This is a genomic window from Nocardioides abyssi, from assembly GCF_030412915.1.
Lineage (GTDB): Bacteria > Actinomycetota > Actinomycetes > Propionibacteriales > Nocardioidaceae > Nocardioides > Nocardioides abyssi.
The window spans coordinates 224,128-243,840 of the sequence record NZ_JAUHJR010000005.1; the positions used below are offsets into that span (position 1 = coordinate 224,128).

The 19,713-nt window shown below is 74.0% G+C and carries 17 protein-coding genes; 9 read left to right on the forward strand and 8 right to left on the reverse strand.

Annotation, left to right across the window (positions count from 1 at the left end):
- Positions 1 to 19: 19 nt before the first annotated feature.
- Both sucC and QWY29_RS13610 read right to left on the reverse strand, forming a co-directional pair.
- Complete coding sequence (gene sucC / locus QWY29_RS13605; protein ID WP_300961564.1) at positions 20 to 1,186, reverse strand: ADP-forming succinate--CoA ligase subunit beta; 1,167 nt, start codon at positions 1,184 to 1,186, stop codon at positions 20 to 22.
- A gap of 269 nt (positions 1,187 to 1,455) precedes the next feature.
- A complete protein-coding gene (locus QWY29_RS13610; RefSeq protein ID WP_300961565.1) occupies positions 1,456 to 1,950 on the reverse strand; it encodes a hypothetical protein in 495 nt (164 codons plus the stop codon).
- A 271-nt stretch (positions 1,951 to 2,221) separates the two neighbouring features.
- Between QWY29_RS13610 and QWY29_RS13615 the strand changes: the two genes are divergently transcribed.
- Complete coding sequence (locus QWY29_RS13615) at positions 2,222 to 3,169, forward strand: M23 family metallopeptidase (protein ID WP_300961566.1); 948 nt, start codon at positions 2,222 to 2,224, stop codon at positions 3,167 to 3,169.
- A gap of 150 nt (positions 3,170 to 3,319) precedes the next feature.
- Here the strand turns inward: QWY29_RS13615 and pcrA are convergent, their stop codons facing one another.
- On the reverse strand, positions 3,320 to 5,803 hold the full coding sequence (pcrA, locus tag QWY29_RS13620; RefSeq protein WP_300961567.1) for a DNA helicase PcrA: 2,484 nt from the start codon (positions 5,801 to 5,803) through the stop codon (positions 3,320 to 3,322).
- Between the two features lie 271 nt (positions 5,804 to 6,074).
- On the opposite strand from pcrA, the gene QWY29_RS13625 reads away from it, so the two are divergent.
- Positions 6,075 to 7,103 (forward strand): type IV toxin-antitoxin system AbiEi family antitoxin domain-containing protein, encoded by a 1,029-nt coding sequence (locus tag QWY29_RS13625; RefSeq protein ID WP_300961568.1) that lies wholly within the window; start codon positions 6,075 to 6,077, stop codon positions 7,101 to 7,103.
- 174 nt (positions 7,104 to 7,277) lie between these two features.
- Here the strand turns inward: QWY29_RS13625 and QWY29_RS13630 are convergent, their stop codons facing one another.
- Genes QWY29_RS13630 through QWY29_RS13645 form a run of 4 tightly spaced genes read right to left on the reverse strand, consistent with a single transcriptional unit; the run spans position 7,278 to position 11,159 of the window.
- Positions 7,278 to 7,637: a hypothetical protein gene (locus tag QWY29_RS13630; protein WP_300961569.1), complete on the reverse strand. Its 360-nt coding sequence runs from the start codon at positions 7,635 to 7,637 to the stop codon at positions 7,278 to 7,280.
- 56 nt (positions 7,638 to 7,693) lie between these two features.
- Positions 7,694 to 9,148 (reverse strand): APC family permease, encoded by a 1,455-nt coding sequence (locus QWY29_RS13635; RefSeq protein WP_300961570.1) that lies wholly within the window; start codon positions 9,146 to 9,148, stop codon positions 7,694 to 7,696.
- Positions 9,149 to 9,184: 36 nt separating this feature from the next.
- Positions 9,185 to 9,877 (reverse strand): LuxR C-terminal-related transcriptional regulator, encoded by a 693-nt coding sequence (locus QWY29_RS13640; RefSeq protein WP_300961571.1) that lies wholly within the window; start codon positions 9,875 to 9,877, stop codon positions 9,185 to 9,187.
- Positions 9,870 to 11,159: an ATP-binding protein gene (locus QWY29_RS13645; RefSeq protein ID WP_300961572.1), complete on the reverse strand. Its 1,290-nt coding sequence runs from the start codon at positions 11,157 to 11,159 to the stop codon at positions 9,870 to 9,872. The genes QWY29_RS13640 and QWY29_RS13645 overlap by 8 nt, the downstream gene beginning before the upstream one ends.
- 169 nt (positions 11,160 to 11,328) lie before the next feature.
- On the opposite strand from QWY29_RS13645, the gene QWY29_RS13650 reads away from it, so the two are divergent.
- A complete protein-coding gene (locus QWY29_RS13650) occupies positions 11,329 to 12,630 on the forward strand; it encodes a PspC domain-containing protein (RefSeq protein WP_300961573.1) in 1,302 nt (433 codons plus the stop codon).
- Positions 12,630 to 12,887 (forward strand): hypothetical protein, encoded by a 258-nt coding sequence (locus QWY29_RS13655; RefSeq protein WP_300961574.1) that lies wholly within the window; start codon positions 12,630 to 12,632, stop codon positions 12,885 to 12,887. Before QWY29_RS13650 ends, QWY29_RS13655 begins: the two co-directional genes overlap by 1 nt.
- Here QWY29_RS13655 and QWY29_RS13660 read toward each other — a convergent pair.
- Positions 12,884 to 13,822 (reverse strand): glycerophosphodiester phosphodiesterase family protein, encoded by a 939-nt coding sequence (locus tag QWY29_RS13660; protein WP_300961575.1) that lies wholly within the window; start codon positions 13,820 to 13,822, stop codon positions 12,884 to 12,886. The genes QWY29_RS13655 and QWY29_RS13660 overlap by 4 nt on opposite strands.
- Positions 13,823 to 13,893: 71 nt before the next feature.
- Here QWY29_RS13660 and QWY29_RS13665 point away from each other — a divergent pair, with 71 nt between their 5' ends.
- From QWY29_RS13665 to QWY29_RS13685, 5 genes are all read left to right on the forward strand, one after another.
- Complete coding sequence (locus QWY29_RS13665) at positions 13,894 to 14,436, forward strand: YbaK/EbsC family protein (protein ID WP_300961576.1); 543 nt, start codon at positions 13,894 to 13,896, stop codon at positions 14,434 to 14,436.
- A 97-nt stretch (positions 14,437 to 14,533) separates the two neighbouring features.
- On the forward strand, positions 14,534 to 15,013 hold the full coding sequence (locus QWY29_RS13670; RefSeq protein WP_300961577.1) for a DUF6328 family protein: 480 nt from the start codon (positions 14,534 to 14,536) through the stop codon (positions 15,011 to 15,013).
- 26 nt (positions 15,014 to 15,039) lie between these two features.
- A complete protein-coding gene (locus QWY29_RS13675) occupies positions 15,040 to 15,957 on the forward strand; it encodes a hypothetical protein (RefSeq protein ID WP_300961578.1) in 918 nt (305 codons plus the stop codon).
- Between the two features lie 58 nt (positions 15,958 to 16,015).
- Entirely contained in the window at positions 16,016 to 17,746 is a 1,731-nt protein-coding gene (locus QWY29_RS13680; protein WP_300961579.1) for an ABC transporter transmembrane domain-containing protein, read from the forward strand.
- Positions 17,743 to 19,494, forward strand: coding sequence for an ABC transporter ATP-binding protein (locus QWY29_RS13685; RefSeq protein WP_300961580.1), 1,752 nt, complete (start codon positions 17,743 to 17,745; stop codon positions 19,492 to 19,494). The genes QWY29_RS13680 and QWY29_RS13685 overlap by 4 nt, the downstream gene beginning before the upstream one ends.
- Positions 19,495 to 19,713 lie beyond the last annotated feature (219 nt).

A 19,713-nucleotide genomic window follows, 5' to 3' on the forward strand; every position in this document is an offset into this window, starting at 1 on the left:
GCTGTCAGGTCTCCTTGTCTCAGGCGTTCGCCAGCTCGGCGGCCTTGTCGGCCGCACCGTCCATCGTGTCCACCTGCGTCACCAACGGGTGGTTGAGCTCGTCGAGGATCCGACGGCCCTCCTCCACGTTGTTGCCGTCCAGGCGCACGACGAGCGGCTTGGTGGCGTTGTCGCCGAGGATCTCCAGGGCACCCTTGATGCCGTTGGCGACCTCGTCGCACGCGGTGATGCCGCCGAAGACGTTGACGAACACGCTCTTGACCTGCGGGTCGTTGAGGATCACGTCGAGGCCGTTGGCCATGACGGTGGCGTTGGCGCCGCCGCCGATGTCGAGGAAGTTCGCCGGCTTCACGCCGCCGTGCGCCTCACCGGCGTACGCGACGACGTCCAGGGTCGACATGACCAGGCCCGCGCCGTTGCCGATGATGCCGACGGCACCGTCGAGCTTGACGTAGTTCAGGCCGAGGTCCTTGGCCTTCGCCTCGAGCGGGTCGGCCTCCTCGCGGATCTCGAACGCCGCGTGGTCCTCGTGGCGGAACTCCGAGGCGTTGTCGTCGAGCGACACCTTGCCGTCGAGGGCCTCGAGCTTGTCGCCCTCGAGGCGGGCCAGCGGGTTGACCTCGACGAGGGTGGCGTCCTCCTCGACGTAGACCTTCCACAGTGCCTGGACCATCTCGATGGCCTGGTCGCGCAGCTCGGCGGGGAACTTGGCCTCGTCGACGATCGCGGCGGCCTTCTCCGGCGTGACGCCCTCGAGCGCGTTGATCGGGATCTGGCGAACGGCCTCGGGGTTGGTCTTGGCGACCTCCTCGATCTCCACGCCGCCCTCGACCGAGGCGATGCACAGGTGCGAGCGGTTGGAGCGGTCCAGCAGGAAGGAGAAGTAGTACTCCTCCACCGGCGGCGTGGCGGGGGTGACCAGCACACGGTTGACCGTCAGGCCCTTGATCTCCATGCCCAGGATGTTCGACGCGTGCTCGAAGGCCTCGTCGGCGGACTTGGCGAGCTTGACGCCACCCGCCTTGCCGCGGCCGCCGGCCTTGACCTGCGCCTTGATGACGGTGACGCCACCGATCTCCTCGGCTGCGGCCCTGGCGTCCTCAGCGGTCTCCACGACCTTCCCGAGGGTGGTCGCCACACCGTGCTTGGCGAAGAGCTCCTTCGCCTGGTACTCCATCAAGTCCACGAAATTCCACCAGTCCTATTCAGGGTGCGGGCCGCGTCCGGCGCGGGGCGCGCGGCGGCCCGGGGGTGTCCTCGCGGCACACTAGACCTGTCGCGGGGGCCGCGACGAGGGCAGAGGGCGCCGACGTGACGCAACGCACTAGCCGTCGGCAGGCGCCGCATCCGTGGTCCGGTGCCCCGTCCGGGGCCGGCTCAGCCGTCCCGCTCCGAGGGGTACGCCGTGTCGTCCGCCACCTGTCCGGTCGCCTCCCGGGCCGCCCCCGGGACCGCCTACTGCGCTGCCTGGCCGGCCAGCCGGTCGGCCACGCGCCGCACCACCTGGTCGGCGGCCTCGTCCGGGCCGGCGGTCACCACGACCACCTCGTCGTCCGGCTGTGCGGTCCCCGCGTCGGTCGGCGCGGTCGGGCCGCCCCCGGCCTCGGCTGCCAGCGCGGCGACGACCTGCCCGGCGTCGTACGCCGCGGGGGCGAGGAGCACGACGACCGCCACGTCCTCCTGGACCGCGGCGGCGACGACGACCCGCTCCTCGACGTCCTGACCTGCGTGGACGACCTCGTGGCCCGCGTCGCGCAGCGCCCGCGCGAGCCGTGTCAGGGACTGCTCGACCGGGGTCGTCGCGCCCGCGCCACCGCGGTCGTGCCCCGCGTCGTGCCCGATGTCAGAGGTGTCTCCCCGGGCGTCCGTCGAGGCGTCCGTCGAGGCGTCCGTCGGCGCGTCCGTCGGGGCTGCGGCACCGGGCAGGGCGGCGAGCAGGAGCCTGGTCACGGAGGTGGAGCCTAGGGCCCGCCGACACCGGTGCGGGGACGCCGCGAGCCGATGTCCGTCCCCCTACCGCGAGACCGCCGGGGTCGTCCACAGGTTGTCCAGCCCGATTTCGGAGGCCGTGACCGGTCCGTTACAGTCGCTTCTCGCCCGTCCCCACGTGGACGTGGCCGGAAGCGCACGCCTGCAACCGACAGCGACGGAGTCACCATTCATGGGTAACCACCGAGCGGACCGACGCGGCCCTCGCCGCCGTCCCTCGGAGACCCCGCGGGTGGCCACCGCCGGACGCCGTGCGGCCGGACGAGACACCTCTACCCGAGGCTCCGTCGAGGCAAACCCCGTCCTCACGACGACCGCCCCCGTCGACGGCGACGCGACCACCGTCTTCCGCGACCACGACGTCACCGTCGAGATGCCGCTGGTGCGCCAGGACCGGCCCGCGACCGCCGGCAAGCGCAAGGCCGTCAAGCAGTCCGGCACCCGCACCCCGCTGCTCAAGGCCCTGCCGTCGGCGCCGGTCCTGATCGGCGCCGCGGCGCTCGCCGTCTCCGTCGGCGGCGCGGTCACCAGCGCCGCCCCCGACCTGGTCGCCGACTCCGGCAAGGTGCACCAGGCCACGGCGATGAGCGGCGCGAGCGGCGTCTCCACCGCCGGCGTCATGGACCGCTCCGGCGGCGTCAGCCGCGACTCGCGTCGCGACGCCCTCGCCGACAGCGCCGACGCCGAGCTCGTCGCCGCCGCTGCCAAGCAGATGCGCCAGCGCAACACCGCGCTCGCCCAGTTCGCCAAGGACGCCGAGGCGCACGCGCAGGAGATCGCCAAGAACCAGTGGGTGCTCCCGATCGCGGGCTACCGGCTGACCGCCGAGTTCGGCGACTACGGCCTGTGGGCGACGTACCACACGGGTCTCGACTTCGCCGCGCCCACCGGCACGCCGCTGATGGCGGTGGCCAACGCGGTCGTCACGAGCGTCGGGTACGACGGCGCCTACGGCAACAAGACCGTGCTGACCCTCGAGGACGGCACCGAGCTCTGGTACTGCCACCAGAACAGCACCAACGTCTCCCCCGGCGACGTCGTCCGCGCCGGCCAGGTCATCGGGTCCGTCGGCTCCACCGGCAACGTCACCGGCCCGCACCTGCACCTCGAGGTCCGCCCCGGTGCCGGTGACCCGGTCGACCCCGACGCCGCGCTGCGCGTCCACGGCGTCTCCCCCTAGTCTCCTGACGCCGACTGCGTGCGGCTGACTGACCGTCCCGCTGTGGGCGGGCACGTCACCGGGTCTCGACACGCTCGTTGCGACCTCGTCCCTCGGTCGCAGGCGCTCGCTCGACCACCATCGAGCTGCAGGCCGTCGCTGCGCTCCGGCCTACAGCTTCTCCACCGGCGCGTAGCGCAGCAGCAGCCGCTTGACGCCCTCGCTGCCGAAGTCGATCGAGGCGACCGCCTTCTCCGCGACGCCCTCGAGCGCGACGACCGTGCCCATGCCGAACGAGTCGTGCAGGACGCGGTCGCCCGGTTCGAGCGACGGCACCTCGCGGGCCGGCTTGGACTTGGCCGCGGCGTCGGCGCGCAGCGCGGCGGAGGAGAAGTTGCGGCGGCCCGCGGCGGTCGGGCTCGCCAGGCGGGTGCTGCCGCTCCCGGACAGGTCGGGCCGGCCCCACGACGTCTGGGCCGCCTCGGTGCGCTTCCAGTCGACGAGGTCGACCGGCAGCTCGTCGAGGAACCGCGACCCGGGGTTGTGCGACGGCGCCCCCCACGCCGAGCGGACGACCGCGCGGGAGATGTAGAGACGTTCGCGGGCGCGGGTGAGGCCGACGTACGCCAGCCGCCGCTCCTCCTCGAGCTCCGGCTGGTCGCCGAGGGCGCGGGCGTGCGGAAAGACGCCGTCCTCGAGGCCGGTGAGGAAGACGACGGGGAACTCCAGGCCCTTGGCGGTGTGGAGGGTCATCAGGGTGACCACGCCGTCGTCGTCCTGCGGGATCGAGTCGGTGTCGGCGACGAGCGCGACCCGCTCGAGGAAATCGCGCAGGCCGGGTGCGACCTGGCCGGCGTCGACGTCGGCGGGGTCGGCCGAGGGACCCGCGACGGGGTCGTCGGAGAACTCGCGGGCGACGGCGACGAGCTCGGCGAGGTTCTCCAGGCGGGTCGCGTCCTGCGGGTCGTCGGACTCCTCGAGCTCCACGATGTAGCCCGAGCGGGCGAGCACCGACTCCAGCACGACGTCGGCCCGCTCCCCCGCGTCGACCATCGACTGCAGCTCCTCGACCATCGCGACGAAGCCGCGGATGTTCGTCGCCGAGCGCGTCGCCAGACCGGGGGCGTCGTCCGCGCGGCGCAGCGCCTCCCAGAACGTGATCCGGTCGCGGTCGGCCAGCGCGCTCACGCACTCGACCGCGCGGTCGCCGATGCCGCGCTTGGGGGTGTTGAGGATGCGGCGCAGCGAGACCTGGTCGTCGGGGTTGGCCAGCATCCGCAGGTAGGCCAGCGCGTCGCGGACCTCGCGCCGCTCGTAGAAGCGGACCCCGCCGACGACCTTGTAGGGCTGGCCGGTGCGGATGAACACCTCCTCGAAGACGCGCGACTGGGCGTTGGTGCGGTAGAAGACGGCCACGTCCGCGGGGCGGACGCCGTGCTCGTCGACCAGCTCGTCGATGGTGGAGGAGACGAACCGCGCCTCGTCGTGCTCGTCGTCGGCGACGTACCCGACGATCCGCGCGCCGTCGCCGGCGTCCGACCAGAGGCGCTTGGGCTTGCGGCCCTTGTTGTTGCCGATCACCGCGTTGGCGGCGTTCAGGATCGTCTGCGTCGAGCGGTAGTTCTGCTCCAGCAGGATCGAGGTGGCGTTGGGGAAGTCCTGCTCGAAGTCGAGGATGTTGCGGATGTTGGCGCCACGGAAGGCATAGATCGACTGGTCGGCGTCGCCGACGACCATCAGCTCCGCCGGCTCGACGCGCTGGGCGTCGTTCTCCGCGCCGGTCTCCTCCATCGGGTCGGCGCAGAGCTGGTGGATGAGGGCGTACTGGGCGTGGTTGGTGTCCTGGTACTCGTCGACCAGCACGTGCCGGAACCGCCGGCGGTAGGTCTCGCGGACCTCCGGGTAGGCCTGGAACAGGTTGACCGTCACCATGATCAGGTCGTCGAAGTCGAGCGCGTTCGCCTCGCGCAGGCGCCGCTGGTAGAGCTCGTAGACCGCGGCGTAGGTCTCCTCCAGCTTGTTCTTGGCGTCCTTCTTCACCTCGTCGACGTCGCGCAGCTCGTTCTTGTGGTTGCTCACCCAGTGCAGCAGCGCGCCCGGCTGGTAGCGCTTGGGGTCGAGGTCGAGGTCCTTGCAGACCAGCTGCATCAACCGCTTCTGGTCGGCCGCGTCGTAGATCGAGAAGCTGGACTTGAACCCGAGCTTGTCGACCTCCTTGCGCAGGATCCGCACGCAGGCGGAGTGGAACGTGCTCACCCACATGATCCGCGCGCGCTTGCCGACGAGCTCCTCGACGCGCTCCTTCATCTCGGCCGCGGCCTTGTTGGTGAAGGTGATCGCCAGGATCGAGCCCGGGTGGGCCTGCCGCTCCTGGATCAGCCAGGCGATCCGCCGGGTCAGCACCCGGGTCTTGCCCGACCCCGCCCCCGCCACCACCAGCAGCGGCGCGCCCGCGTGGACCACCGCGGCCCGCTGCGGCTCGTTGAGCCCGTCGAGCAGCTGCTCGCGGCTCGGCCCGCGCCGCGGCGTACGTGCTCGGTCGGCGGAGCCACCGCCGTCGCCACCGCCGCCCGCGGTCGCGTCGGAGGTCGCCTCGGGGCGGGTCGGCGGGTCGGCCAGCAGGTGCTCGAAGCCGGGAAGTGACGGGGTGCTCATGCTGGTTCCAGCCTACGTTCCGCCGGGGACGGTGGTGCGGGCGCGGTGCACCGGCACATGGTCGACCAGTCCGCCGCGGGCTTGTAACGCGACGTCCGCTGCTGTGTAGGCACGCTGCAGCGTGCCTACACCGTGGGGAACGTCGCGTTGCATGTCCGACGGGCCCACGCCAGGGCCGAGAACCATCGACAGGGACGCGTTGCGGACCGGCCGTCCACAGGCACGCCGCCAGCGGGGGTACGCCGCGGGCGGGGCCGAGCAGCGTGACGGCATGCACCCCCAGATCGCCGGACTGCTGCGGACCGCACCCCACCTCGTGACCCGCCGACAGGCCATCGCTCTCGGAATGACCGAGCGCGAGGTCGACCGCCTCGTGCGGACCGGCGCGTGGGTGGCGGTGCGGCGAGGCGTGTACGCCGACCGGGCGCACGTGGCGGGGTTGGTCGCCCGGTCGGCCCGGCAACGACTGCACGACGACGCCGTCGCGCTGACCACCCGCATCCAGCACGTGCGCAGCCACGACAGCGCGGCCGTGGTCTGGGGTCTCGCCGTCCCGTTGCCGGCGCGGCCGGTCGCCCACGTGACCGTGCCTGTCCCCGCCATTGCCCGGAGCCGCCCGCAGCGCTGCCGGTCGCGCCACGACGTGAAGCACCACCTCGCGCCGTACGGCATGGCCGACCGGCCCGCCGTCGTCGACGGCGCGCCCGTCCTGGGCCTGGCCCGCACGGCTGTCGACATGGCGCGGGAGCACGACCTGGCCACTGGGATCGCAGCGGTGGACGGCGCGCTCCGCGCAGGTGTCACCCGCTCCGACCTGGACGCCGTGCTCGAGCGGATGCACTGCTGGCCGCACGTCAACCGGGTCCGGCAGGCCATCGACCTCGGCGACGCCGGGGCGGAGTCACTGGGCGAGTCGCTGGCCCGGGTGCTCGTGCTGCAGCTCGGCCGGGGGCGGCCGCACACGCAGTTCGGCCTGTGCCGGGACGGGCGCACCGGCTTCGCCGACCTGCGGGTCGGGCGGCACCTCATCGAGTTCGACGGCCGTCTCAAGTACCACCGCGGTCTCGGCGGCGGCAGGTCCCCCGAGCAGGTCGTCTGGGACGAGAAGGTCCGCCAGGACTGGTTCTGCTCCTACCAGCTGGGCATGAGCCGCCTCGTCTGGTCGGACGTCATCGGCCCCGGGACCGTCGCGGCGCTCGACCGGCTGGAGCGCGAGGTGTCGGCGACCGAGGCACGGTTCGGCAGCGACATCGGCGACCTGACGCCGTACGTCGTCCGACGTCGTCGGCCCGCCGCATGAGGCGCGGCGCGGCTCTTGTAACGCGACGTTCCCTGCTGTGTAGGCACGCTGCAGCGTGCCTACACAGAGGCGAACAGTCCGTTGCAGCAGGGAACAGCGCGTTACACCGCGCGCAGGAGCACCGGCCGACGACAGCACCCGCGACAGCACGACCGGCGCGAGGGCGGCGCGCGGTCAGGCGTGCGCGGAGGCCCAGAAGACAGCGACGGCGATGTTGACGACGGTGAGGGCGAGGAGGACGGTCCACAGGCCCTGGGTGATGCGCTCCTTGCGGACGTTGGCCATGACCAGGCCGAGGATGACCAAGCCGATGACGAGCTTGACGGCCACCTTGACGTGGTCGAGATCGCCGAGGTCGCCGGCCTCGATGACGCCGACGAGGGCCAGGCCGGCGACGAAGGCGGTGCCGGAGCCGTCGCGCATGGCGGCGTTGACGGTCTTCTCGGGCAGGCGGGCCTGGGCGAGCAGGCCGCCGAGGAGGGCGGCGAAGCCCAGGATGTGCAGGAACAGCAGGATCAGCCGGACGGTCTCCATGCGCGGCAGGCTAGCGCCCGGTCCGCCGGGCTGTCGCCGACGGACCGGGCCGGGCCTCAGACCTTGAGACTGGGGTCACCCCGGTCGTAGCCCTCGGGCCGGTCGTCGTGGCCGAAGGTCAGCTCGAGCACGAAGAGCACCACGCCGAGGGCGAGCAGCGCGCCGCACCAGATCAGCGAGGCGGGATCGTCGTAGACGACGTACCCGAGCAGCACCACGTTGCCGACGATGCCGAGGGCGAGCAGCGGGGTGGAGGCGCGGTACGTCGCGTCGGACTCGTCGTGGCCGCGCAGCCGCAGCGCGGCGACGATCACCATCGCGTAGACGAACAGCAGCAGCACGACGGTGACGGCGGCGAGGCGGGTGACCAGGTCGACGCCGACACCGGTCTCGTTGAGCACGGCACCGGCGACGAGCAGGCCGGAGACGACGAGCGCGGAGAAGACCAGCCCGACCCAGGGGCTCTTGCGGCCGGAGTGCAGCTTGGCGAAGACACCGGGGACGACGTCCTCGTTGGCCATGCCGTAGAGGATCCGCGACTGGGTGACGACGGCGACCAGCGTGGTGTTGGTGATGGCGGTCATCGCGATCAGGGCGAAGATGATCGTGATGACGCCGGCGGGGAGCGGCAGCACACCCGACTCGACGACGTCGAGCAGCGGGGCGTCGGACTTCGCCAGCTCGGGGATCGGCAGCGAGAGCGCGGAGGCGACCGAGACCGCGACGTAGATGAGGCCGGCACCGACCATGCCGCCGATGAGCGCCTTGGGGAAGGTGCGGCGCGGCTCGGTGCACTCCTCGGCGATGTTGGCGGCGTTCTCGAAGCCGGTCATGGCGAAGAAGCCGAGCGCGACGCCGGAGACGATCGCCAGGATCGTGCCGTTGTCGTCGGAGGGTGAGAAGTCCGTCAGCACGCCGAAGTCGGCGTCGCCCTTCGCGACCACGATGATCCCGACGATGATCACGATCGCCAGGCCGACGATCTCGACGACCGTCATGACCAGGTTGGCGACGACCGACTCGGTGATGCCGATGAAGTTGACGATCGTGAGGCCGATGATGAACAGCAGGCCGATCAGCAGGGCCGGCGGGCCCTCCCACAGCTCGGCGAAGTAGCCGGAGAAGCCGGTCGCCAGGGAGCCGGCGGCAGCGAAGCTGGCCGAGAGCATCGCGATGGTGACCAGGAACGTCAGCGGCGGCGAGTGGAAGGCCTTGTTCACGTAGAGCGAGGCGCCGGCCGCCCGGGGGTACTTCGTCACCAGCTCGGCGTAGGCCAGGCCGGTGAGGGTGGCGACGGAGATGCCGATCGCGAAGGCGATCCAGAAGGCGCCGCCGACCGCGGCCGCGACCGCCCCGACCAGCACGTAGATGCCGGAGCCCAGCACGTCGCCGAGGACGTAGAAGAAGAGCAGCCGGCCCGTGATCGTCCGCTTGAGCTCGGTCTCCTCGAGCTCCTCCGAAGCAGCGGTGTCCGCGGTCATGAAGTCCCCCGTCGGGTAGTGGGTGCGCACCCCGTTACCCCTGCCCCCGCGCCGGGAAACCGCAGGTCAGAGCAGGCGGCGGTCCGAGGCCCAGCGGGTCAGCTCGTGCCGGGAGGAGAGCTGGAGCTTGCGCAGCACGCTCGACATGTGGGTCTCGACGGTCTTGATCGAGATGAACAGCTCCTTGGCCACCTCCTTGTAGGCGTAGCCGCGGGCGATCAGCCGCATCACCTCCCGCTCGCGCTCGGTCAGCCGGTCCAGGTCCTCGTCGACGGCGGCGACCTCGATGGAGCCGGAGAAGGCGTCGAGCACGAAGCCGGCCAGCCGCGGCGAGAAGACGGCGTCGCCCTCCGCGACCCGCCCGATCGCGGAGACCAGCTCGGGGCCGGTGATCGTCTTGGTGACGTAGCCGCGGGCACCGCCGCGGATCGTGCCGATGACGTCCTCGGCGGCGTCGCTGACCGAGAGCGCCAGGTAGCGGGTGCCCGGCGAGGAGCCGGCGGTCGTCGCTCGCCGCATCACCTCGACCCCGCCGCCGCCGGGGAGGTGGACGTCGAGCAGCACCACGTCGGGGCGGTACGCCGCCACGGCCGCGACCGCCTCGTCGACGTCGGCGGCCTCGCCGAGCACGCGGACCGCCTCGGCACCGGCCGCCCCGCCGACAGCCCCGAGCTCCGCGATCACCCCGCGGCGGAACATCGCGTGGTCGTCGACGACCACGACCGTGACCGGGGTCGTGGTGGGTGCCTGCTCACTCATCGCTCTCCTCCTGCCGGGGCAGGTGCAGCCGCACCTCGGTCCCCTCGCCGACGCCGGTGCGGACCTCGGCGGTCCCGCCGTGGCGCTCCATCCGGTCGATGATGCTGTGCCGGACGCCGTACCGGTCGGCCGGGGTCGCGGCCGGGTCGAACCCGCGACCGCGGTCGCGCACGAAGACGTCGACGGCGGCGGGCGTCACCTCGGCGTACACGTCGACCTGGCCGGTGCCCGCGTGCTTGGCGGCGTTGGTGAGCGCCTCGCGGGTCGCCTGGACGACCGCGCGCAGCGGCTCGCCGAAGTCGCAGTCGCCCACGGTCACGACCTCCACCGAGACGCCGTGGGCGTCCTCGACCTCGGCGGCGACCCCGCGCAGCGCGCTGGCGACGGTGCGCTCGTCGATGGACTCCCCGGCGTAGAGCCAGGCCCGCAGGTCGCGCTCCTGGGACCGCGCCAGCCGGGCGACGGTGGCCGCGTCGCCGGCGTTCTTCTGGATCAGCGCGAGCGTCTGGAGCACCGAGTCGTGCAGGTGGGCCGCGACGTCGGCGCGCTCCTGGGTGCGCACCCGCTCGGCGCGCTCGGCGGCCAGGTCGTTGACCAGCCGGAAGATCCACGGACCCGCGACCAGCCCGACGCCGATGACGCCGAGCCCGCCGGCGACCACCGCCCCGCGGGCCTCCTGGAGCGACCCGCTGTCGAAGCCGAAGATGAAGAACGCCGAGACGACGAGCAGCACGCCGAGGCCGACGCGGACGTACGCCGCCCAGCCGCCGCCGCCGAAGATCATCTGGACCGGGTCGAGCCGTCCGGTGTGGTCCAGCCAGCGCTCGCGCTGGACCTCGTCCGCCTGCCGCCACAGCAGCGCGAGTCCCGCCAGGCCGAGCGCGATCGGCCACAGCGTCGCGCCACGCCCCCAGGCAGCCTCGACCATCAGGACCGCGCCGACGCCGAGCGCGACGACCGCCACCGCGGGGCCGACGTCGCCGAGCCGCCGCACCCGGCCGGGGCGCCGGCCGCGACGGCGGGCGCTGGCGAGGCCGGGCGCCTCGTCCTCGACGTACGGCTGGGCGGGCAGCACCAGCCACAGCCCGCCGTAGAGCACCACGCCCAGGCCGCCGAACGCGGTGGCGACGACGAACGCCGTCCGCACCCACACCACCGACAGGGCCAGGTGCGCGGCGAGGCCGCCGGCGACACCGCCGACCACCGGCTCGGCGGTGTCGCGGTAGGCGCGGCGGACGTCGTCGCGGGGCCGGGTGCCCGTCGCGGTGGTCTCGGTGGTCATCTCCGTCCCATCGTCGCACCCGGTGCGGGCCCCCACCACGGGGTCGGACCCCGGCCCGACCCTGACCTGCGGACCGGGGTGGGGGCCCAGGGATCGAGGGAGTCCCCTCGGGCACGGACCAGGGGTTCCCCCGATGGTCCGGAGGCGCCTGGGCGGCCAGGCTGGTGCCATGACCACGACCCCGTCCGATGCACCTCCCCAGCCCGGTCCCGAGCCCGGTCCGCAGCCCGGACCCCAGGACGGCACCGGCCCGCGCACCACCCGGGAGGAGGTGCGCGACCTCGGCCGCCTGCGCCGCAGCACGACCGACCGCAAGGTGGCCGGCGTCGCGGGCGGGCTGGCCCGCCACCTCGACGTCGACCCGATCATCCTGCGCGTGGCGCTCGTCGTGCTGGTGTTCTTCGGCGGCGCGGGCCTGATCGTGTACGGCGCCGTCTGGCTGCTCGTGCCCCAGGACGACGCCGTCGAGGCGCCCTTCCACCTCGACGACCGCACCCGCACGGTCGCGCTGACCATCGTCGGCGTCGTCGCGCTGCTCTCCATGCTCGGCGACTCGTGGGGCGTCTTCGACTTCCCGTGGCCGCTGGCGGTCGTCGCGCTGCTCGCCCTGGTGCTCCTCGACCGCTCCGACCGGTCCAAGCGACGCGCGGCCACCACCGCCGCCACCGCCGCGACCGCTCCTCCGGGCACGCCCGGCACGTGGCCCGCCGCACCCGGCACCTGGCCGACCGCGCCTCCCGCGGCGCCGGCGCCCACCGCGGCGTACGGCCCGCAGCTGCCGTTCGCCGAGCAGCAGACCGCCCCGGTCGGCGCGTGGACCGCACCGCCCGTGCCGCCCGCGCCCCCGGCGCCGCGCAACCCGCGCCGCCGCGGACCGGTGCTGTTCTGGTTCACCCTCGCCCTGTGCGCGCTGGGCATCGGCGTGCTCGGCCTGCTCGACCAGGGCGGCGCGCCGATCCCGGACTCGGCGTACTCCGCGATCGTCGTGGCCGTCTGCGGCGTGATGCTCGTGCTCGGTGCCTTCTGGGGCCGTGCCGGCGGACTGATCGCGGTCGGTCTCGTGGCCGCCCTCGGCACGGCGACCACCGTGGTGACCGAGTCGGTCGACGGCGGCCGCAGCACCTACCTCCCCGCGAGCGCGGCCGGCGTGATGTCGAGCTACCAGTCCGGCACCGGCGAGCTGGTCCTGGACCTCACCGAGGTCACCGACCTCGCGGACCTCGACGGGCGCACCGTGCTGGTCGAGAACGGCATCGGCCGCATCGAGGTGCTGGTCCCCGCGGGCCTGGACGTCGAGACCGAGGCCAGCGTCGGCGTCGGCGACGTCCGCGTCTTCGGCACCGACCAGGGCGGCCTCGGCGTCGAGACCACCTACTTCTACGACGCCCCCGGCGTCGACAACCCCACCCTCACCATCGACGCCCACCTGGGCATCGGCCAGGTCGAGGTCCGCAACGAAGGAGCCGAGTGATGAAACGCAGCTGGGAGCAGGGCCGCCACCCCGTCGACATCGGCCACCTCGTCATGGGGATCGCGCTGCTCGGCCTCGTGGTCGTCTGGGCGGTCGTGGAGTCCGACGCGGTCCGGGGCGAGGACGTCCGGTGGCTGCTGCCGGTGCCGTGGGTGCTGGCCGGCGTCGTCGGCCTGCTCGTCACGACGCTCGCCCCGCTCCGCCGGGCCGCCCGGGGCACCCGCCACGACCTGCCCCGCTCCGGCGAGGACTCCTAGCCCGTCCGCTCCTGGACCGCGAGCCACGCGGCCCGAGCGGCGACCGCGACGTCGGGCTGGTCGGTGAACAGGCCGTCCACGCCGGCGTCGAGCAGGTCGCGGACCGCGGCGTACGGGTCCGCGACCAGCTCGGCGCGCAGCGTCCAGGCGTGGACGGCCAGCCCGGCGGCGTGTGCCTCCGCCACCAGGTCGGGGGTGACGAGGTCCAGGTGCACGCCGAGGACGGAGGCGTACGCCGCCACGCCGGCCACGTCGGGCCGCTCGCCCGCGTCGACGAGCTGCACCAGCGGCACGTCGGTCCGCCCGGCCAGCCCGCGGAGCACGTCGGCGTCGAACGACTGCAGCTGCGAGCGGCCGCCCGGCCCGTCGAGCCGGTGGCGGGCGAGCACCTCCAGCAGGGTCGCCTCGACCGGCAGCCCGATCGAGGCGAAGTACGCCGCGTCCTTGACCTCCGCGCACAGCCGGACGCGCCGGCCGGACCGCCGCGACTCGTGGTGGACCAGCGCGCAGATCTCGTCGAGGGTCGGCACGGCCCACAGGCCGTCGTACCGCGTGTTGTCCGGCCGCATCGCCGGGTGCCGCTCGACGGCGCGCAGCGTGCGCAGCTCGGCGAGCGTGAGGTCCTCGGTGAACCAGCCGGTGACCTCGCGGCCGTCCACGACCTTGGTGCGGCGGCGGTCGGCCAGCTCGGGGTGGTCGGCGACGTCGGTGGTGCGGGAGATCTCGTGCTCGTGGCGCGCGACGAGGACCCCGTCGCGGGTGGGGACGAGGTCCGGCTCGATGGCGTCGGCCCCCATCCGCACGGCGAGGCGGTAGGCGGCGAGGGTGTGCTCGGGGCGGTGGCCGGACGCGCCGCGGTGGCCGATGACCTGCGGGTCCGGCGCGTGCAGCTCGGGGTGCGAGGGGCGGTGCAGCTCGGTGACGGGTGCGATCACGCGACCAGCGTCCGCGCCGCGGGTGGCCGGGCGGCGGGGACGACGTGAACACCCGGTGTCAGGATCGCGACATGACCCTCCCGTCCCTCGGGACCCTGGTGTCCCTCCCCGCGACCGCCCACCCCGGCCTGCTCGCGCCGCCCGTCGTCGCCGCGCTCGCCGCGTGGCCGCACGCCGACCGGGTGGCGGTCACCGAGATCGACCCCGACCTCGCGGACACGGCCGCGCTGACCGAGGCGTTCGACCTCCCGCTCACCGCGTCGGCCAACTGCGTGCTCGTCTCCGGTCGCCGCGGCGGCGAGGAGAAGGTCGCGGCCTGCGTGGTCCGCGCCGACACCCGAGCCGACGTCAACAACCGGGTCAAGCGGTTGCTCGACGTGCGCAAGGCGTCGTTCCTGCCGATGGACCGCGCCGTCGAGGAGTCCGGCATGGAGCACGGCGGCATCACGCCCGTCGGCCTGCCGGACGGGTGGCGGCTGCTCGTCGACGCCCGCGTCGCGGACGTCGACGTGGCGGTCATCGGCTCGGGCGTGCGCCGCTCCAAGCTGCTGCTGCCCGGCCGCCTGGTCGCCGAGCTCCCCGGCGCCGAGCTGGTCGAGGACCTGGCGGGCTAGACCCGGAGCGCCCGGCCGCGCGCCCGATCGCGCCCGATCGCGCACGGCCGGCGGCGCGTCCCTTCCCCACCGCGCCCGACGGGCCCACCATGAGCGGATGGACCGGAGCGACCGGGGTCGCGACGAGACCCGTGAGGAGCGGCTCGACCGCAAGTGGGCCGACCTGCTCCAGGAGCTGCGGGTGATGCAGACCGGCACGCAGCTGCTGGCCGGGTTCCTGCTGACGCTGCCCTTCCAGGAGACCTTCTGGGAGCGGCTGGACCGCTACCAGCACGGCGTCTACCTCGCGCTGGTCGTGGTCGCGCTCGTGACCACGCTGCTGGTGACGACGCCGATCGCGGTGCACCGGCGCATCACCGGACAGCACGTCAAGGAGCGGCTGGTCACCAGCGGCCAGCGCACCATGCAGGGCGTGCTGGCCTGCATCGGGCTGATGGTCGGGCTGTTGTCGTTCTTCATCTTCGACGTGGTGGCCGGGCCGTGGGCCGGCGTGGCCGCCGCGGTCGTGCTGTCCGCGCTCGCCGCCGTGCTGCTCGCCGTCGTCCCGCGCCGGCTCGCCGACGGGGCCGGCCGGTGAGGTCGGCGAGCCGGAGGACGAGCATCGTGTTGGCCGCGGGCGTGGTGGCTGCCCTGGTGGTCGCCGGGCTGGCGGGCTGCTCGGCCGACGACGGGACGGCCGCCCGTGCGCCCGAGCCGTCCACCTCGATCCGCACGCTCAGCCCGCTGCCCGCCCCGCCCGAGGAGCCCCCGACCGGCCGGCTGCTCGCCGACATGCGGCAGTCCTCGCGCGACGCCGCGTTGGGCCGGATCCAGGTGTGGGTCGACAACGACACGGACCGGACGGTCACCCCGGCGCGGATCACCTACCGCGACCCGCGCCTGCGCGAGCCGCTCGTCGCCGAGCGGCTGCGCGCGGCCCCGGCGCAGGCCGAGCGCGGGTACCCGCTCGTCCTCCCCGACCGGCCCGCCTGCGCCGCCCGGGACGAGCAGGTCACCGGCACGGCCGTGGTGCAGCACGGCGGCCGGACCGAGCAGGTCGCGGTGGACGACCCGACCGACGTGGTGGGCCGGTTCGTCCGTGCCCGCTGCCTCGAGCTCGCCGTGGCGCAGGTGGCGCGGCTGCGGTGGTCCGCGGAGGTCGTCGCGCCCGGCGGCGTACCCGTCGAGGTCGGGGACACCGCCACCCTGACCCTCGTCGCGGTCCCCACCGGCGCACCCGGGCACGAGCTGGTCGTCGAGACCGTCGGCGCGACCCCGATCCTCTCCCCCGTCGACGGCTCCTCGGCGTGGACGCCGCGGCTGCGCGTCCGCAGCGACGGGCCGCGCCGCGAGGTCCGGCTGCCGCTGCGGCCGACGCGGTGCGACACCCACGCGTTCGTCGAGTCCGGCGGGGCGACCGCGCTGCGGCTGCGGGTCGTGCTGGACGGCGAGCCGGGCGAGCTCGTGCTGCGGATGGGCACCGCCGCGGCGGCCGCCGCGATCGACTTCGCGGTCGCCTCGTGTGGCCTGGGCGACACCTGAGCCTGGAGGGGCGGAAAAGGATTCGTCGCCCTCGACGCCTCGTCCTTAACGTTGTCCGGTGATCCACCTCCCGCTCGACGATCCCGGCACCGCCGACCACCGCTCGCCGGGACGGTTCCTGTGGTGGATGGCCCGCGGGCAGTGGCGCACGCTCGCCGCCGGCGCGTGCTTCGGCATCGTCTGGATGGGGAGCCAGGCCGTGATGCCCGCGATCATCGGCCGCGCCATCGACGAGGGCGTCGCCGACCGCGACGGCCGCACGCTGGGCTGGCTGGCCGGGCTGCTCCTGGCCGTCGGCCTGCTGCAGGCGGCGAGCGGGATCATGCGGCACCGGTACGCGGTCACCAACTGGTTGGTCGCGGCCTACCGCACCGTCCAGCTCGTCGGCCGCCAGGCCGTGCACCTCGGCGGCACGCTGCCGCGCAAGGTCTCCGGCGGCGAGGTCGTCGCCATCGGCACGACCGACCTCTCCCACCTCGGGCAGGTCATGGACGTCTCGGCCCGCTTCGCCGGCGCGGTCGTCTCGTTCGTGCTGGTCGCGGTGATCCTGCTGCAGACCTCGACCACGCTCGGCCTGGTCGTGCTGCTCGGCGTCCCCGGCCTGATGCTGCTCGTCGGCCCGCTGCTGGCGCCGCTGCAGACCCGCGCCCACCGGCAGCGCGAGCTGATGAGCCACCTGTCCAACACCGCGACCGACATCGTCACCGGCCTGCGCGTGCTGCGCGGGATCGGCGGCGAGCAGGTCTTCCACGACCGCTACCGCCGCGAGTCGCAGACCACCCGCCGCGCCGGCGTCCAGGTCGCCAAGCTGCAGTCGGTGCTCGACGCCCTCCAGGTCCTGCTGCCCGGCGTGTTCGTGGTCCTGGTCGTCTGGCTGGGCGCGCGGTACGCCGTCGCCGGCACCATCACGCCCGGCGAGCTCGTCGCGTTCTACGGCTACTCCGCGTTCCTCATGATCCCGCTGCGGACCGCCACGGAGTACGCCAACAAGTTCATCCGCGCCCGCGTCGCCGCCGCCCGCGTCGTGCGCGTGCTCGCGCTCACCCCCGACCACCTCGACCCCGCCGAGCCCCTGCCCTCCCCGCCGGTCGGCTCCGAGCTGGTCGACCTGCGCAGCGGCCTGCGCGTGCGCCCCGGCTCGCTGGTCGCGCTGGTGAGCGAGCAGCCGCACGAGACCGCCGCGCTCGCCGACCGGCTCGGCATGTGCGCCCCCGAGGTCGACGACCAGGTGCTCCTCGGCGGGGTCCCACTGTCCGGCCTCACCCGCGCGGAGGTACGCCGCCGGGTGGTCGTCTCCGACACCGGCTCCATGCTGTTCTCCGGCCGCCTCGGCGACCGGCTGGACGTCTCCGGCGACGGCCGCTCGGTCGACCGCGCGCTGCGCACCGCGTCCGCCGAGGACATCCTCGACGCCCTCCCCGCCGGGCTGGACACCGTCGTCGCCGAGCGCGGCCGCAGCTTCTCCGGCGGCCAGCGCCAGCGGCTCGTGCTCGCCCGGGCGCTCGTCGCCGAGCCCGAGGTGCTCGTGCTGGTCGAGCCGACCTCCGCCGTCGACGCCCACACCGAGGCACGCATCGCCGCCCGCCTGCGCGAGCACCGCGCGGGCCGGACGACGGTCGTCACGACGTCCAGCCCGCTGCTGCTCGACGCGGTCGACGAGGTCGCCCTCGTCCGGGACGGCGTGGTCGTCGCCGCCGGGCGGCACGCCGACCTCCTCGCCGGCCACGCGGCGTACCGCCGGGTCGTCACGCGCGAGACCGACCCCGAGCCCGTGGAGGCAGGCCGATGAGCGCCTCGACCGCCCTGCCCGTCGCCGACACCCGCACGGTCCGGCGCTACGCCGGCCGGCTGGTGCGCAGGCACCCCCGGATGGTCGGCGGCGCGCTGCTCCTGCACGTGCTGGCCGCCGTCGCCGCGCTGGCCGCGCCCCGCCTGCTCGGCGACCTCGTCGAGGCCGTCGAGCAGGGCACGACCACCGACCACGTCGACCGGATCATGCTGCTGCTGGCCGGGTTCGTCGTGCTGCAGGCGGTGCTGACCCGCTACGCCCGCTACGTCAGCCAGGTGCTGGCTGAGAAGGTCCTCGCCGACCTGCGCGAGGACTTCGTCGGCAACGCGCTCGCGCTGCCGCTCGGCACCGTCGAGGCGGCCGGCTCGGGCGACCTGCTCACCCGCACCAGCCGCGACGTCGACCAGCTCGGCTGGTCGGTGCGGATGGCCCTGCCGGAGTGGACGATCGCGGTCATCACCGCGGTGGTCACCTTCGCCGCGGCGGTCAGCGTGGGCTGGTGGGTCGTGCTGCCCTGCCTGCTCGGCGTGCCCCCGCTCGTGGTCGGCCTGCGGTGGTACCTCGCCCGCGCCAAGGACGGCTACCTGCGCGAGTCCGCGACGTACTCCCAGATCAACGCCACCCTCACCGAGACCGTCCACGGCGCCCGCACCGTCGAGGCGCTAGGGCTCGGCGACGAACGGGTCCGGGCCATCGACGCCGACGTCGCCGACTCGTTCGCCGCGGAGCGCTACACGCTGCGGCTGCGCACGGTGTTCTTCCCCAGCATGGAGATCAGCTACCTGCTGCCGACCGTAGGCACGCTGCTGCTCGGCGGCTGGCTCTACCTGCGCGGGGAGGTCTCGCTCGGCGACGTCACCACCGCGACCCTCTACGTCCAGATGCTCATCGACCCCGTCGACCGCATCGTCTCGATCCTGGACGAGCTGCAGATGGGCGCCGCATCGCTGGCCCGCCTGCTCGGCGTCGCCGACGTCCCCGACGACCGCACCCCCACCACGGCGGTGCCCGACGGCGAGGAGCTCGTCGCCGACGACGTGCGGTTCTCGTACGCCGCCGGGCGCGACGTCCTGCACGGGGTCGACCTGCGCGTCGGGGTCGGCGAGCGGATCGCCATGGTCGGCCCCTCCGGCGCCGGCAAGTCGACCCTCGGCCGGCTCCTCGCCGGCATCCACCCGCCCCGCACCGGCTCGGTCACCGTCGGCGGCGTCGGACTCACCGACCTGCCGCTCGACGACCTGCGCGGCCACGTCGCCCTGGTCACCCAGGAGCACCACGTCTTCGTCGGCACCCTCCGCGAGAACCTCGCCCTCGCCGCCAAGCCCGGCGCCGGTGAGGACGACGTGCGCACCGCCCTCGCCGCCGTCGACGCCCTCGAGTGGGTCGACGCCCTCCCCGACGGCCTCGACACGGTCGTCGGCTCCGGCGGCCGCTCGCTCACCGACGCGCAGGCCCAGCAGGTCGCCCTCGCCCGCCTCGTGCTGGCCGACCCGCACACCCTCGTGCTCGACGAGGCCACCTCGCTGATCGACCCCCGCGCGGCCCGCCACCTCGAGCGCTCCCTCGCCGCCGTCCTCGAGGGCCGCACGGTCATCGCGATCGCCCACCGCCTCTTCTCCGCCCACGACGCCGACCGCGTCGCCGTGGTCGAGGACGGCCGCATCGCCGAGCTCGGCTCCCACGACGAGCTCGTCGCCGCCGGCGGCTCCTACGCCGCCCTCTGGGAGTCGTGGCACGGCCGTTCCTGAGCGGCCGTCGCTGGTCGAGCAGGGAGGCGCCCCAGCGCCGACCGTTGACGAGAGCCGGCGAGGGACGCAGGGCCGCAAGCGCGCTCACCGGGTCTCGAGACGGTTGCTGCGCAACCTCCTCAACCAGCGGTGGCGCCTCCCGCTGGTCGAGCAGGGAGGCGCGCCAGCGCCGACCGTCGACGAGACCCCGTGAGCGACGCAGGGCCGCAACCACCCTGA